The 14051-nt window shown below is 66.5% G+C and carries 19 protein-coding genes and 1 pseudogene; 9 read left to right on the top strand and 11 right to left on the bottom strand.

Annotation, left to right across the window (positions count from 1 at the left end):
- A partial coding sequence (locus A5698_RS09835) for a DUF4192 family protein (RefSeq protein ID WP_156670685.1) occupies positions 1-263 on the top strand: 263 nt, incomplete at its 5' end.
- Positions 264-291: 28 nt separating this feature from the next.
- Here A5698_RS09835 and A5698_RS09840 read toward each other — a convergent pair.
- The 3 genes from A5698_RS09840 to A5698_RS09850 all read right to left on the bottom strand — a co-directional run bounded on the left by A5698_RS09840 (position 292) and on the right by A5698_RS09850 (position 2626).
- Entirely contained in the window at positions 292-987 is a 696-nt protein-coding gene (locus A5698_RS09840) for an iron-dependent transcriptional repressor DtxR (RefSeq protein ID WP_067089931.1), read from the bottom strand.
- Positions 988-1117: 130 nt separating this feature from the next.
- Positions 1118-2077, bottom strand: coding sequence for a sigma-70 family RNA polymerase sigma factor SigB (gene sigB, locus A5698_RS09845; protein WP_067089929.1), 960 nt, complete (start codon positions 2075-2077; stop codon positions 1118-1120).
- Between the two features lie 147 nt (positions 2078-2224).
- Complete coding sequence (locus A5698_RS09850) at positions 2225-2626, bottom strand: DUF3099 domain-containing protein (RefSeq protein ID WP_197506733.1); 402 nt, start codon at positions 2624-2626, stop codon at positions 2225-2227.
- Positions 2627-2692: 66 nt separating this feature from the next.
- Between A5698_RS09850 and A5698_RS09855 the strand changes: the two genes are divergently transcribed.
- Positions 2693-2929: a DUF3039 domain-containing protein gene (locus A5698_RS09855; protein ID WP_064350987.1), complete on the top strand. Its 237-nt coding sequence runs from the start codon at positions 2693-2695 to the stop codon at positions 2927-2929.
- Here the strand turns inward: A5698_RS09855 and A5698_RS09860 are convergent.
- Together A5698_RS09860 and A5698_RS09865 are read right to left on the bottom strand one after the other, a co-directional pair.
- The gene (locus A5698_RS09860; protein WP_067089923.1) at positions 2919-3911 is read right to left on the bottom strand and encodes a YihY/virulence factor BrkB family protein; all 993 of its coding nucleotides are present in this window, start codon (positions 3909-3911) and stop codon (positions 2919-2921) included. The two genes, A5698_RS09855 and A5698_RS09860, sit on opposite strands and share 11 nt — an antisense overlap.
- 64 nt (positions 3912-3975) lie before the next feature.
- Positions 3976-4170, bottom strand: coding sequence for a DUF7455 domain-containing protein (locus A5698_RS09865; protein ID WP_064350917.1), 195 nt, complete (start codon positions 4168-4170; stop codon positions 3976-3978).
- A 130-nt stretch (positions 4171-4300) separates the two neighbouring features.
- On the opposite strand from A5698_RS09865, the gene A5698_RS09870 reads away from it, so the two are divergent.
- The gene (locus A5698_RS09870) at positions 4301-4660 is read left to right on the top strand and encodes a DUF952 domain-containing protein (RefSeq protein WP_068295904.1); all 360 of its coding nucleotides are present in this window, start codon (positions 4301-4303) and stop codon (positions 4658-4660) included.
- Positions 4661-4683: 23 nt separating this feature from the next.
- On the opposite strand, the pseudogene A5698_RS29380 reads toward A5698_RS09870, so the two are convergent.
- Positions 4684-4803: pseudogene (locus tag A5698_RS29380) on the bottom strand (RidA family protein); the annotation flags it as partial.
- A gap of 56 nt (positions 4804-4859) precedes the next feature.
- On the opposite strand from A5698_RS29380, the gene A5698_RS09875 reads away from it, so the two are divergent.
- Positions 4860-5642 carry a hypothetical protein gene (locus A5698_RS09875; protein WP_068295906.1) on the top strand — a complete coding sequence of 261 codons (783 nt, stop codon included), beginning with the start codon at positions 4860-4862 and terminating at the stop codon, positions 5640-5642.
- 3 nt (positions 5643-5645) lie between these two features.
- Here the strand turns inward: A5698_RS09875 and A5698_RS09880 are convergent, their stop codons facing one another.
- A complete protein-coding gene (locus A5698_RS09880) occupies positions 5646-6710 on the bottom strand; it encodes a methyltransferase (RefSeq protein WP_084792364.1) in 1065 nt (354 codons plus the stop codon).
- A gap of 228 nt (positions 6711-6938) precedes the next feature.
- Here A5698_RS09880 and A5698_RS09885 point away from each other — a divergent pair, with 228 nt between their 5' ends.
- The gene (locus A5698_RS09885) at positions 6939-7421 is read left to right on the top strand and encodes a hypothetical protein (RefSeq protein ID WP_156670686.1); all 483 of its coding nucleotides are present in this window, start codon (positions 6939-6941) and stop codon (positions 7419-7421) included.
- Positions 7422-7426: 5 nt separating this feature from the next.
- On the opposite strand, the gene A5698_RS09890 is transcribed toward A5698_RS09885, so the two are convergent.
- Positions 7427-8926, bottom strand: a complete 1500-nt coding sequence (locus A5698_RS09890) for an RNA polymerase sigma factor (protein ID WP_068295919.1) — start codon at positions 8924-8926, stop codon at positions 7427-7429.
- A 201-nt stretch (positions 8927-9127) separates the two neighbouring features.
- The gene (gene ppgK / locus A5698_RS09895) at positions 9128-9934 is read right to left on the bottom strand and encodes a polyphosphate--glucose phosphotransferase (protein WP_068295908.1); all 807 of its coding nucleotides are present in this window, start codon (positions 9932-9934) and stop codon (positions 9128-9130) included.
- A gap of 136 nt (positions 9935-10070) precedes the next feature.
- On the opposite strand from ppgK, the gene A5698_RS09900 reads away from it, so the two are divergent.
- Positions 10071-10913: an inositol monophosphatase family protein gene (locus A5698_RS09900; protein WP_068295912.1), complete on the top strand. Its 843-nt coding sequence runs from the start codon at positions 10071-10073 to the stop codon at positions 10911-10913.
- A gap of 37 nt (positions 10914-10950) precedes the next feature.
- Here the strand turns inward: A5698_RS09900 and cei are convergent, their stop codons facing one another.
- A complete protein-coding gene (gene cei, locus A5698_RS09905) occupies positions 10951-11607 on the bottom strand; it encodes an envelope integrity protein Cei (protein WP_067089903.1) in 657 nt (218 codons plus the stop codon).
- A gap of 166 nt (positions 11608-11773) precedes the next feature.
- Here cei and A5698_RS09910 point away from each other — a divergent pair, with 166 nt between their 5' ends.
- Positions 11774-12076 carry a DUF4193 domain-containing protein gene (locus A5698_RS09910; protein ID WP_067089901.1) on the top strand — a complete coding sequence of 101 codons (303 nt, stop codon included), beginning with the start codon at positions 11774-11776 and terminating at the stop codon, positions 12074-12076.
- Between the two features lie 120 nt (positions 12077-12196).
- Here the strand turns inward: A5698_RS09910 and A5698_RS09915 are convergent, their stop codons facing one another.
- Positions 12197-12673 carry a DUF3093 domain-containing protein gene (locus tag A5698_RS09915; RefSeq protein ID WP_068295915.1) on the bottom strand — a complete coding sequence of 159 codons (477 nt, stop codon included), beginning with the start codon at positions 12671-12673 and terminating at the stop codon, positions 12197-12199.
- Positions 12674-12698: 25 nt separating this feature from the next.
- On the opposite strand from A5698_RS09915, the gene dut reads away from it, so the two are divergent.
- Both dut and A5698_RS09925 read left to right on the top strand, forming a co-directional pair.
- Positions 12699-13163: a dUTP diphosphatase gene (gene dut, locus A5698_RS09920; RefSeq protein WP_067089896.1), complete on the top strand. Its 465-nt coding sequence runs from the start codon at positions 12699-12701 to the stop codon at positions 13161-13163.
- Between the two features lies 1 nt (position 13164).
- Positions 13165-13938 (top strand): DUF3710 domain-containing protein, encoded by a 774-nt coding sequence (locus A5698_RS09925; protein ID WP_067089893.1) that lies wholly within the window; start codon positions 13165-13167, stop codon positions 13936-13938.
- Positions 13939-14051: the final 113 nt, after the last annotated feature.

Here is a 14051-nt window from a genome sequence, read left to right on the forward strand (position 1 = left end):
CGGAGCAGTGGCGCGCCGAGGCCCTCGTGCTGCTGGCGTTCTCGGCGTACGCGCGTGGCGACGGTCCGCTGGCCGGAGTGTCGCTGGAGGCGGCGCTGCGGTGTGACGGGACGCATCGGATGGCGGGCATGCTCGACACCGCGCTGCAGTCCGGCCTGCGGCCGGAGCAGATTCGAGAGCTGGCGGCTACCGGTTACCGATTGGCTGACCAGCTGGGGGTGCGGTTACCGCCGCGGCAGGCGTTCGGGAGGCGGGCCGGCTGATCGCCGGCCGTTGGGCCCAATCGGCCGGTCAGACCTTCTCGACCTTGACGGCGTGCGCCATGTGATGGGGCAGTTCGACCTGTTCGTGGCCGGGGATCACGATCATCACCCCGCCGTGGTCGTTGGTCTGCACGGTCACTCGGGCGTTGGGCACCACGCCCGCGTCCTTGAGCCGGCCGATGAGGTCGACGTCGCCCTGGACGTGCTCGGTCAGCTGCCGCACCACCACCGCGACGGGCATCCCCGCGGGCAGCTCGGTCAAGCGCACGAGGTTCAGGGGGTCACGGTCGGAGGAGGTACTGATCAAGCCCAACTCGGACAGTCCGGGGATCGGGTTGCCGAACGGGGAAGTGGTCGGGTTGTTGAGCACCTGAACCAGCCGGCGCTCGACGTCCTCGCTCATCACGTGCTCCCAGCGGCACGCCTCGGCGTGGACTTCCTCCCAGGGCAAGCCGATGACGTCGACGAGCAGCCGCTCGGCGAGTCGGTGCTTGCGCATCACGGCGACCGCGAGGGCGCGGCCCTTCTCGGTCAGCTCGAGGTGGCGGTCCCCGGCGACATGCAGCAGGCCGTCGCGCTCCATGCGGGACACCGTCTGGCTGACGGTCGGGCCGCTCTGATCGAGACGTTCCGCGATGCGTGCACGCAGGGGCACCACGCCCTCTTCCTCGAGGTCGTAGATCGTCCGCAGGTACATCTCTGTGGTGTCGACCAGATCATTCATTGCGCTAACCCTCCGTCGAAGGTGAGTCTACCGGCTTGAGGGCCTGAACTGCGTTGTTACGTCTGCGACACCGGCTCGAGACGACACGATCCCCGCCGGGCGGTGCCGGCGGGGATCGTCATCGGGGCTTCTAGCTGGCGTAGGAGCGGAGCCGATCCGCCCGTTCGCCGTTGCGGAGCTTGGCCATGACCTCGCGCTCGATCTGGCGGACCCGCTCACGGGAGAGCCCGAACAGCTTGCCGATCTGGTCGAGGGTGCGGGGCTGGCCGTCATCGAGGCCGAACCGCAACCGGATCACCTGCTGCTCGCGCTCGTCGAGCGTGGCGAGCACGTGTCGGATGTCGGTGTGCAGCAGCTCGGAGATGACCGCGTTCTCGGCGGACATCGCCTCGGCGTCTTCGATGAAGTCACCCAGGGGGGCTTCCTCGTCACTGCCAACCGGCATGTCGAGGCTCACCGGGTCGCGGCTGTGCTCGAGCAGATCGGTGATCTTCTCGACCGGGATGCCCGACTCGGCCGCGAGTTCCTCGTCGGTGGCTTCGCGTCCGAGGTTCTGATGCATCTCGCGCTTGATTCGAGCCAGCTTGTTGACCTGCTCGACGAGGTGCACCGGAAGCCGGATGGTGCGGCTCTGGTCGGCCATGCCGCGGGTGATCGCCTGTCGGATCCACCACGTGGCGTACGTCGAGAACTTGAATCCCTTGGTGTAGTCGAACTTTTCCATCGCCCGGATCAGGCCCAGGTTGCCTTCCTGGATCAGGTCGAGCAGCGGCATCCCGCGACCCGTGTAGCGCTTCGCTAGCGACACCACGAGGCGCAGGTTGGCCTCGAGGAGGTGGCGTCGCGCCGCCTCACCGTCACGGACCACCGCGGCAAGATCACGTTTGCGGTTCTCTCCCAAGCGCTTCCGCGTCTCGAGCAGGTGCTTGGCGTAAAGCCCTGCCTCGATGCGCTTTGCGAGCTCCACCTCGTCGGCGGCGTTGAGCAAGGCCGTTTTGCCAATGCCATTGAGGTACACGCGTACGAGGTCAGCCGCTGGACTCTGGGCGTCCAGGTCTTGGTCGACGCGGATGGTGCTGGCATTTGCCATGACGGCCTCCTGATCAAGTCGAACTGTCATGAGCTACAACGCCCACGAGGTCCAAAGAGTTCCCAGCCATTGGCTGGTTCACACCTTCTGATCAGCGGTTTCTCGGCGAGGACCTGAGAATGTCCTTAGAAAAGCGATAGAAGCGTCTCAGCTGGGAACATCACCGTTCGGGGCGCGTCCCTCGGGTTGCGGCGCGGCGATGGTGCCGTGTTCCAGCGCCGGCCGCTCGGCGGTCGCGACTTCGGGGGAGCGGTGCCGGTTGTCGTATCGACGCGGCTCCTCGGGACGGCGCGGCGGGCGGTCGTTGGCGATGAGAACGGCGATCCACGGCAGCGGAATCGAACCGACCAGAATGGCCAGCGAGATCAGCCCGTTGTGCCAGATGCCGTAGGCGACCGCGGCCAGGACGAGGGCCGGGATACGAAACGACATGATCGTCAGGTATTTCCGAACCCGTTGGCGGTGCTGTTCCTCGTAGGCGGGGGCGGCGCGAGTGATCAGGATGGGCCGACCGTCGTCATCGAAACTCAGCTCGGGGCTTTGTTTCATAACTCCACTGTTCCACATTGTGGCTCCGCTGTACGGGTCGGTTTTCTTACGGGCAAAATGGTTGTCATGCAAACCCAGACGATCGAGCGCACCGACACCGACGAACGCGTCGACGACGGGACTGACAGCGATACCCCCAAGTTCTTCCACTATGTCAAGAAGGACAAGATCGCCGAGAGCGCGGTGATGGGAACTCACGTCGTCGCCCTGTGCGGTGAGGTGTTTCCGGTGACGAAGTCGGCCAAGCCGGGTTCGCCGGTGTGCCCGGAGTGCAAGCGGATCTACGAGAAGCTCAAGAAGTAGCGCGGTCGGCTGAGGTGCCCGGGGCGGGCGCCGGGTCGTCGGCGGAGACGCCGTTGAGTGAGTCCGCTTTCTCCTTCAGCCACCACCGGAACCGCTTGGCGTGGGTGTCCGCGGCCGGCCACTCCTCTTGGACGGCGGCGTTGAGTTCGGCCCCGATCATGATCGCGAACCCGAGGAAAAACGCGAACAAGAGGAAGGCGATCGGCGTCGCCAGCGCGCCGTAGGTGTAGCCGGTCGCGGTGATCCACGTCAGGTAGAAGCGCAGCCCGAACGTCGCCAGCAGGAACACCACGGTGGCCAGGATCGAGCCCAGCAGCAGTCGGTGCGACGGCAACGGCTTGGGCAGCGAGACCCGGTAGAGGATGTTGACCGACACGATCAGGCCCAAGATCAGCACCGGGTAGTACCCGAAGCGCAGGATGTGGTCCCAGCTGTCGGGGATGAATGTCGCGATCTTGCGCGGCCCCAACGCGATGAACGGCGCCGCGAGGATCGCGCCGACCAACATCACCACGTACAGGCCCAGCGCGTAGAACCGCTGGCGCACCGGATGGCGCAGCGGCGTCTGGTCGTGCGCCTCGGTGATCGAGTCCACGAACGCCGAGATCGCCGACGACCCCGCCCACAGCGAGATCACGAACCCCACCGAGACCACCTCGCCGCGAGCGCCCTTGACGATGTCGCGCACCGTCGGCTCGATGATCTCGGTCACCACGTTGGTGGAGAAGAACCGCGCGGCGGTGTCGATGATCTGGTCTTCGATCATCGGAAGCGTCTCGGGCCCGAATAGCGGGGCGATGTACGCCAGGCTGCCGAGCATCCCGAGAAGCAGCGGGGGAAGCGACAACGCCGACCAGAACGCCGCTTGCGCGGACTCCGAGAAAATCGAGTCGTCCCAGCTCTTGGACAGGGTGCGCCGCACGATGTGCCGAATGTGGTGGCGCGACGGCTTCGTCGGCAGCGGCCGGGGCTGGTCACTCATGACCAGTCCAGCATTACTGACGAAAGGTGCTCCTGCCCAGAGCGGCTGTCAGCCGTGTCGGGCGCTATGCCTCCACCGGGCTGACTTCGAGGACGGCGGCCAGCTCGATCAGCTTGGCCTCGTGCTCGTTCGCGTGGTGCTGGCAGAAGAGCAACTCCGCTCCGGAGGGGAGCTTCGCACGAACCCGTGCAGCGGCGCCGCAACGATCGCAGCGGTCAGCCCGGGTCAGTGGGGGACTGGTGAGCGTTGCGTTCGTCATTGCGGACCTCCGTACTGTCGCGTGCATCTACTGTCTCAGACGTTTTGACTTTCGGCGTTGTTCCCAAAGGCTTTACCGGTGTGTCGTGTCTCACCGTTACCTCGAGTTGCCGACACGGCAGGCTGGCGATATGAAATCGGCGCCCACCGTTCTGGTCCACTTGTGTAGCAAAGACGAATGGCGGTCCGCTCGTGCGCACGGCGAGCATCGCCCCGATTCGTTGGCCGCAGTCGGCTTCGTGCATCTCTCGACACCCGAGCAGGTGCACCTGCCGGCCAACCGGCTGTACGCCGGTCGCACCGATCTGGTGCTGCTCCACATCGACGCCGCACGACTGTCCTCTCCGGTTCGCTGGGAACCCGGTGTACCCGCTGATCCCGTGGGGATGGAGTTCCCACATCTGTACGGGCCTTTGCCAATCCCGGCTGTGATCCGCGTCACTTCTTATCTGCCCGATGCCGACGGACGGTTCGCTCCGCTGGCATCCTGATCCGGGTCCGCGACGTAGGCGTTGGCCTCTCCACCGGCCGTGGTGCCGGCCACGGCGACGTAGGGGTCGGTGCGCACCGCCCGCGAATAGCCCACCGCAGCCTCATGCTGCGAGATGGAAGAGATGTTGCGCCGCTCCGGCATGGCTTCGAACTAGATCACTCACGAGGCCGGACCGGCCCTACGTACACTTACAAATCATGGGCATTTTGTTAGGTCTGGCACCGTGGATCGTCTACTGGGTGCTCGTCGGCAATGTTCCGTTCACCGTCGCGGTGCTGATCGCTCTGGCGGTCGCGGTTGCCGGTTTCACGCTGGGGCAGCTGCGGGGCGGTCCCGGCCGGATACTCGAAATCGGCGCTCTGGCAACATTTCTGGTGTTGACGGTGCTGACTTTTGCGCTCGACGAATCGTTCCTCGAACGCTGGATCTTTCCGCTGAGCAATCTGGGGATCTTCCTCGTCGCGCTCACCGGCGTCTTGATCGGCAAGCCGTTCGTGCGGGAGTTCGCCGAAGCGGGTCAGCAGGCTCATGTCGTCAAGAGCGACCTGTTCGCTCGCATCACCTCGCAGCTGTCCTGGATATGGGTGGCGGCGTTCGGTGGCATGACGGTGTCGTCGGCGATCCCCCCGATCGTCGACCGCGATGCGACGGTCCTGGACACCGAGACGCCGCTGTCCTTCCTCTGCTACTGGGTCATCCCGTTCGCGTTGGTGGCGGCCGCGGCGTTCGCGACTCGGGTGCTGCCGGACCGGATCGCCGCCGGCGCGGACGACATCGTCCGCAAGACATCGTTCGTCGCGTTCGCCGAAGCCGAGATCGACCAGCTGATCTATCTGGCCACCGAGCACGCCAACCGGGAGGTGGGCCCCGGCAAGGAGGCCTACGACATCAAGATCGGAAGCAAAGGCATTCCATTGACCGGCGACGAGACGCGCGAGTCGTGGCCGTCGACGTATAAGGTGCGCGACAAGAAGCGGTGACCGTTAGATCGGGGAGGCCTCCACGATCGAGATCGGCGTGACGGTGTCGATGACGCGGTCGAGCCGGAAACCCGCGCTTTGTAACAGATCTGCGTAATCGGCGCGAGTGCGTTCCTTGCCGCCCACGGTGACGAGCATCTCGAGGTCCAGTTGGAAGCCGATGAATGGCGTAGCCCGTTCCGGCAGAACCATTTCCAGCAGCAACAGCTTGCCGTGAGGGGCGATCGCGGTGCGAATGTTACGCAGGATCGTCAGCGAGTTGGCGTCGTCCCAGTCATGGATGATGTTCTTCATCACGTAGGCGTCGCCGCCCTCGGGTACACGCTCCAGGAACGAACCGCCCTCGGCGATGCAACGGTCCGCCACTCCCGCGGCCTTGAACGTCGTGAGGGCGTCGGTGACCACCGACGGCAGGTCGTAGACGATGCCGCGGGCGTTGGGCGCGCCGTTCAGGATGGTCGACAGCAGCAGGCCGTGGCCGCCCCCGACGTCGACGATCAGCTTGAAGTTGTTGAAATCGTATTGGCCGAGCGCGATTTCGTTGGTGATACCGCTCGTGGCCGTCATCGCCTTGTTGAACACCTGAGCCAGGTCGGGATCGGTGTCCAGGTAGTCGAAGTACGGCATGCCGCGTAACTTGATGACCGACGGTTCGCCGGTCTGCACCGAATGCAGCAGACTGCCCCAATCCTCCCAGCGGGCCCGGTGCCCGATGAACAACACCATGTCGCGCATCGACTCCGGGTGGTCGGAGCGCAGCGCGTCTCCGACCTTGGTCAGGCTGAACGTGTCGTCGCGGCGATGGTCGAGAAGACCCTTCGACGCCAATGCCCGCATCAGCCGGTACAGCGCGTCGGGGTCCGCCCCGACCCGCTCGGCGATGTCGGCGGCGCGTGCCGGCCCGCTCGCGAGCTGGTCGGCGACGCCCAGTTTCGCGGCGACGTACATCGTCTGCGTCTGCCACGCACCGGTCGCCATCTCGAGGATGGCGACGCTCGCGGGCACCGTAGAGCGGTGAAGATGTTGCAGGGTTGCGCGCACGCGGTTGACGACGCGGACCACGGGCATGGGCGGAACCTTCGCTGGCTTATTCGGCACGGCGGGAAACACTACAGGTTCCACGCCCGGTGTGTTTGCTAGCCCGAGACGAACGGGAACGTGTCGCGATGGGCCGTCCCGTGAGATCGCGTCATCCGCCCCAACACTCGCGGGCGCCCGGTTGACCGCAAATGCGTCCAGGCCCGGTCGCCCGCGTTGCATACTGCTGACACGCGAGCCGGACACGAAGGAGTGGGCATGGGAAGCAGGGGGGCGAGCGCGGCGGCATCCGTCGTCGCGGCAGGAATGGTGGCGATCGGTGTAGCCGCCCCGGCGTACGGCACGGACCAGATCACACAGAATGCGCTCGGCACCTACGAAGCCGTTTACGAGTGGGGTCCGACGACGTGGGTCGTCACGCCCTGTGACGGCGATGCGTTCCAGTGCGTGCACGTCACCGAGTACGGGGCTGGCGACACGGAGCGGAAGTCGCCGGGATGGAGCGCGAACGCCTACTGGCAGGTCGGCTGGTGGATCATGCGAGACGCCCTGACACCCGATGCGCTCACCTGTGAGGACGGCTCGCAGCACGACCTACCCATGAACTACGCCTGGGACGCGGCCAGTGGAAAGGGCGTGCGCTCCTACCACGAACCGGGGATATGCGGGGACGCCTACAACGGCGCCAACGAATTCCAGCTCAACAGGGTCGGACCACCGCCGCCCCCGCCGCCGACGTAACGCGACTAGTCGAGGTAGTCGCGCAACACCTGAGAACGGCTGGGGTGGCGCAACTTTGACATCGTCTTCGACTCGATTTGGCGGATCCGCTCGCGGGTAACGCCGTACACCTGACCGATCTCGTCGAGCGTGCGCGGCTGACCGTCGGTGAGCCCGAACCGCAGCCGCACGACGCCGGCCTCGCGCTCGGACAGCGTCTCCAGCACCGACTGCAGCTGATCCTGCAGCAGCGTGAACGACACCGCGTCGACGGCCACGACGGCCTCGGAGTCCTCGATGAAATCGCCGAGCTGCGAGTCGCCCTCGTCGCCGATGGTCTGGTCCAGCGAGATCGGCTCACGCGCGTACTGCTGGATCTCCAGCACCTTCTCCGGCGTGATGTCCATTTCCTTGGCCAACTCTTCGGGCGTGGGCTCGCGACCCAGATCCTGGAGCAGCTCACGCTGGATGCGGCCCAGCTTGTTGATCACCTCGACCATGTGCACCGGAATGCGGATGGTGCGGGCCTGGTCGGCCATCGCACGGGTGATCGCCTGACGGATCCACCAGGTGGCGTAAGTCGAGAACTTGTAGCCCTTGGTGTAGTCGAACTTCTCGACGGCGCGGATCAGACCCAGGTTGCCTTCCTGGATGAGGTCGAGGAACGCCATGCCGCGGCCGGTGTAGCGCTTGGCCAGCGACACCACCAGACGCAAGTTCGCTTCCAGCAGATGGTTTTTCGCGCGGTCACCGTCGCGACAGATCCACATCATGTCGCGGCGCTGCGCGGCGGGCAGCTTCTCGCCCTTCTCGGCGAGCTCGGCCATCAACTGGGTGGCGTACAGGCCGGCCTCGATGCGCTTGGCCAGCTCGACCTCTTCTTCGGCGTTGAGCAGCGCGACCTTGCCGATCTGCTTGAGGTACGCACGCACCGAGTCGGCGGACGCGGTGAGCTCGGCGTCCTTACGGGCCTGCCGCAGCGCCTCTGATTCCTCTTCGTCCCAGACGAAGTCGCCGGACGCCTTGTCCTTCTCGGTCGGCTCGGCGATCTCGTCGTCCTCGGCGACGGCTTCCTCACCGGCTTCGGCGGCGGGGGCATCGCCCTCGGCGGCCTCCGCGGTGTCCTCGGTGGCCTCGTCGTCGACCTCGAGATCCTCCAGGTCGATGTCGGCGTCCTCGGCCGCGAGATCCTCGTCCGGTTCGGCTTCGAGGTCGTCGGTCTCGAGTTCGTCGGTCTCGCCGTCGAGCTTGGTGTTGTCGGGTTCGCCCGCGGTGGCCTTCTTGGCGCGTCCGCGCGGTGCTGCCGTCTTGGCGGCCTTCGCCGCCTTGGCGGGTGCCTTGCCTGAGGTGGTTGCCTTGGCGGCCTTCTTGGCCGGCGCCTTGGTGGCGGCGCGGGTCTTGGTGGCTTTCTTGGCCGGCGCCGTCCCATTGGCCGACTTCGCCGCGGTCTTCTTGGCGGGGGCGGTTTTGGTAGCGGTGCGCTTCACCGGCTCATCGGTTGCCGGGCTTGCCTTTGTCGCTGCCACGAACACCCTTTCCTTGTGCTACTCATCGCGGGCTGGGCCCACCGCGAAGCGCGGGGGGAGGTGTGCCCCATCGATGAGCGTTGGCTGTCGAATATTGGCGGTTGATAATCGCCGCTATCCAGGCTGCGGCCGCCATCGACCATTGTAACGACAGTGTGGGATAACGCCGCCTCCAGCGGCAAATATCGGACTTCGGCGTGGCTACTTGGCGGTAGCTGTGACGTCCACCTCAGCGGCCATCGCGGCGCCGACGATGCCCGCGGTGTTCTGGAGCGCCGCGGCCACCACCGGCGTGCGGTTCTTCAGCAGCGGTATCCACTTCTCGGCCTTGCGACTGATTCCACCACCGGCGATGAACAGATCCGGCCAGATCGCGTTTTCGATCGCTACCAGCACTTTCGTCACCTCGACGGTCCACCGCTCGTAGTTCCAGCCCTTGCGTTCCTTGACCGACGACGCGGCGCGGTGCTCGGCTTCTTTACCGCCCACCTCGAGGTGACCGAACTCCGTGTTGGGCAGCAGTGCCCCGTTGTGGATCACCGCCGAGCCGATGCCGGTGCCGAAGGTCAGCAGCACGATGAGGCCCGTGTTGTCCCGCCCCGCGCCGAACCTCTCCTCGGCCAACCCCGCGGCGTCGGCGTCGTTGAGGACCGTGACGGGCTGTCCATCGAGGGCCTTGCTGTAGAACTCGCGGGCATTGCTGCCGATCCAGCCCTTATCGACGTTGGCGGCGGTGCGCACGATGCCGTCGGTGACGACCCCGGGGTAGGTGACACCGACCTTCTCCGTCCAGCCGAACTCGCGAACCACGGCCGCGACGGTCTTGCTGACCGCCTCGGGGGTCGCGGGCTGCGGCGTTGCGAGCTTGAACCGATCGCCGATCAACTGCCCGGTGTTCAGGTCGACGATGCCGCCCTTGACACCGCTGCCGCCGACGTCGATGCCGAACCCGCGCCGTTGGCTACCGTTGACACTCGGGGCGACGGCGGGCGAATTGGTCGCGGTCATGTGCGCTCCTCTACTTCGGGCAGGCGTGCCGCAGCCAGGTATGCGCCCCACACATTAGTGGCTCGGCAGAGGCCACGCGGGCCTGTCGGGGCAGACAGTCGGCGACAACGCCGGGCGAACGTGCTGCGATGGATGGATGCCCGAACACGACGTCGATCCCGTCCAGCTGCGCTCGGTCGCCGAGCGGCTCGCCACCGAAGCGGCCGCTTTCGTGCGACGGCGTCGTGCAGAGGTTTTCGACGGCCCGTCGAACGACGCCCCCGGGGTGCGGACCAAGAGCTCACCGACCGACCCGGTCACGATCGTCGACACGGAGACGGAGCGGCTGATCCGCGACCGGCTGGCCGAGCTGCGGCCCGGTGAGCATGTCCTCGGCGAGGAGGAAGGCGGTGCGCCCGCGCGCGGCGACGCGCTCACCTGGGTGCTCGATCCGATCGACGGCACGGTCAACTTCGTGTACGGGTTGGAGGCCTACGCGGTGTCGGTGGCCGTGCAGCGCAACGGGAATTCGATGGCGGGCGCCGTCGCGAACGTCCCCGCCGGCATGGTGTACTCGGCCGCCCTCGGCCACGGCGCACATCTGCGGGGTGCCGACGGCACGACGCCGCTGCGTGCCAGCGCCGCCGTCGATCTCTCAATGTCGTTGTTGGGCACCGGATTTTCCTACGACCGCGACCAGCGCGCCCGCCAGGCGGAGGTGCTGACGCGGGTGCTGCCCGAGGTGCGCGACGTGCGACGGATCGGATCGTGCGCCCTGGACCTGTGCATGGTGGCGGCGGGTCAACTCGACGCCTACTACGAGGACGGCGTGCACCTGTGGGACTGGGCCGCCGGAGCGCTCATCGCGGCGGAGGCGGGTGCCGCGCTGGCGTTGCCGCAGGGGAGCGGCGCGTCCGGCGGGCCGGGGTTCATCACGGCCGCCGCACCGGGCATAGCTGCTGCGCTCGATAACATGCTGCGGCGCGCCGGCGCACCATAACGGACCGAAATCTGCTGTCGGACAGCGAGATCGGAGTTCAGCAGGTTCCCGAGTGAACCTTGGTCAACAGCGACGAGTCGGAGGCCTGGGTGGCGTCGGGCCGCAGGCTGGCCAGCACGGCTTCGATGTCGTCGCTGCTGCTCAGTTCGCTGAAATCGGTACCGAGGGCCAGGTCGACGGTGTCGTCTTCGCGGTCGTCCTGGAACAGTTCGGTACAGGGCGCGACCAGCCACACCGCGGCGGCCGCGGCCCGTCCGGCCTCGCCGAATCGGATCTGGCCCTGACATTCCAGTCGGGCGGTGGTGTAGATCGGATCGTTGGCCGCGGTCGGCTCGGCGAACCCGAGGTCTTTCAAGGCGCCTGCGACCTCGGCGGCCTGCCCGCCCTGGCCGCTGGCGTTGAGCACCCGGATCTTGGTGTCGGCGAGCCGGGCGGGGCTGACCTCGACCATGTCGGCGCTCGAGATCTGTTGACCCAGCCTCGGGGCGGGGGCGTTCGGGTCGGCGGGTGCGGGCGGCGGATTGCAGATGGCGGCCTCCGGCACGTCGGCGGGTCGGCTCAGCGCGATGACCCACACCAACAGCGTCACCACCGACAGCGCGACCAACAACAAGATGCCCGGCAGGTAGTTCCGCCGCCGGAAGGGGCGACCGTGTTCGTCGAACGCGGTTCCCTCTGTGATTTGCGCGACCACGCCTGCACTCTAAAGCCCCTGCTCCCGGGTTCTTCGCGTGGGATGATCCGGTATGTGACATAAATCACAGTGCAACGGGTACTCATACGGGCACGAATCGTTTGGTGGATGCGTTCGACGCTGGTACAAAGCTCTGCTGCACAAGGTTTATCCGGAGGGGACCACGATGGCTACCGATTACGACGCCCCACGGCGTACCGAGACCGACGATGTCTCGGAAGATTCGCTCGAGGAGCTGAAGGCGCGGCGTAACGAGGCCCAGTCGGCGGTTGTGGACGTCGACGAGTCGGAATCCGCGGAGTCCTTCGAGCTGCCTGGCGCGGACCTGTCCGGCGAGGAGTTGTCGGTGCGGGTGATCCCGAAGCAGGCCGACGAGTTCACCTGCTCGAGTTGCTTCCTTGTTCACCACCGCAGCCGCCTGGCCAGCGAGAAGAACGGCTTGATGATCTGTTCGGACTGCGCCGCCTAATTGGTCCAGCCCATCGCAGTTCAACCACCCGCCCCGATTTGCAGCCGCTTGTTACCTGAATTCGCAGCTCAGCTGCTCCGCCTGAATCCGCAGCTCAGCTGCTCCGCCTGAATTCGCAGCTCAGCTGCGGAGCGCCGCCAGGACCTTGTCCGGATGACGACAACTCACCAGCCAATACGGCGTGGGATCGTCCGGGTCGTCGAGCACGACCAGAACCATCGGGCCAATCCATGCCCGATGTACGACATAGGCGGCCGGATCCAGCTGACGTCCCAGTGCCGCGGATTTGGCGCTGCGAGGCACCTCGGCGGACCGGGCGATCACCTCGGCGGGCAGGTGTGCGGCGCCCGCCCACAGCTCGGTGCCCTGCGGCCCGCTGACCACCCGCACCTCCATGCGGCCCAGCCACAGCAGGACGACCCCGGCGACCGGCAACAGCAGCGCGAACGGCAACCATCCGGGAATGGCAGGAACACCCATGTCGATCTCGACCGCAATCAGCGCCGCGAGACCCAGGCCCGGCGGCCACCACCACCACGGCACCCAGAGCCGCTCGCGGTAGCGCACGGATTGCGTCGTGGCGCGCGTGTCGGACACGCGGCCAAGAGTAATCTCTGACGTCGTGCCCACTTCTCTGGCGGTCGTGCGCCTCGACCCTGATCTGCCGATGCCCAGCCGTGCCCACGACGGCGATGCGGGCGTCGACCTCTTCAGTGCGCTCGATGTCGAACTGGCACCCGGTCAGCGTGCGCTGGTTCCTACCGGCGTCGCGGTGGCGATCCCGCATGGGATGGTCGGATTGGTGCATCCGCGCTCGGGTTTGGCTGCGCGCGTTGGGCTTTCGATCGTCAACAGCCCGGGCACCATCGATGCGGGGTACCGCGGCGAGATCAAGGTGTCGCTGATCAACCTCGATCCACAGCAACCGATCATCGTGCACCGCGGCGACCGCATCGCACAGTTGCTGGTTCAACGGGTCGAATTGCCCGAGCTGGTCGAGGTCACGTCGTTCGACGAGGCCGGTCTCGGTGAAACCACCCGTGGCGAAGGCGGCCACGGTTCCTCCGGCGGACATGCGAGTTTGTGAAATGGCATTCGGTAAACGCAAAGACAACGGGACACCCGACGACGTCGAGGATGCCGTAGGGCAGGGCGCCGTCGACGACGAACTGGACGGGCCGTTCGACATCGAAGACTTCGACGACGCCGAGACCGCTGCCGCCGGCCGGCTGGACCTGGGCTCGGTCCTGATCCCGTTGCCCGCGGGCGGGCAGGTGCAGGTCGAGCTCACCCCGCAGGGAGTGCCCAGCGCGGTATGGGTCGTTACCCCACACGGCCGATTCACCGTCGCGGCCTACGCCGCCCCCAAGAGCAGCGGCCTGTGGCGCGAAATCGCCTCCGAACTCGCCGACTCCCTGCGCAAGGACGGCGCCGACGTTTCGATCCAGGACGGTCCGTGGGGTCGCGAGGTCGTCGGCGTGGCGTCCGCCAAGCAGGCCCAGGCCGCCCAGCAGGGTCAGCCGGGCGTGGTGCGTTTCATCGGCGTCGACGGCTACCGGTGGATGATCCGCTGCGTCGTCAACGGCCCGCAGGAACACATCGACACGCTCGCCACCGAAGCTCGAGAAGCGTTGGCCGACACCGTTGTTCGGCGCGGAGATACCCCGCTGCCGGTGCGCACCCCGTTGGCGGTCGAGCTGCCCGAGCCGATGGCCAACCAACTGCGCGAGGCCGCCGCGGCCCAGCAGGCCGCCGCCGAGCAGGCGCAGGAAGCCCAGCAGGCCGGCCAGCCAGAACCGGTCGCGCGCCGCAGCGAACAGGGCTCGGCGATGCAGCAGCTGCGGACCATCACCGGCGGCTGATCGGAGACCCCGTTAACGGGTTGATTCCACGCACCCGGTGGCTGTTGCGAAATGCCGGTCGCGGTGCTTGGTCTTGACTGTTGGGCACGAAACGATGAGGTATGGCTCGTTCG

The organism is Mycobacterium sp. E136 (assembly GCF_001666865.1).
GTDB lineage: Bacteria > Actinomycetota > Actinomycetes > Mycobacteriales > Mycobacteriaceae > Mycobacterium.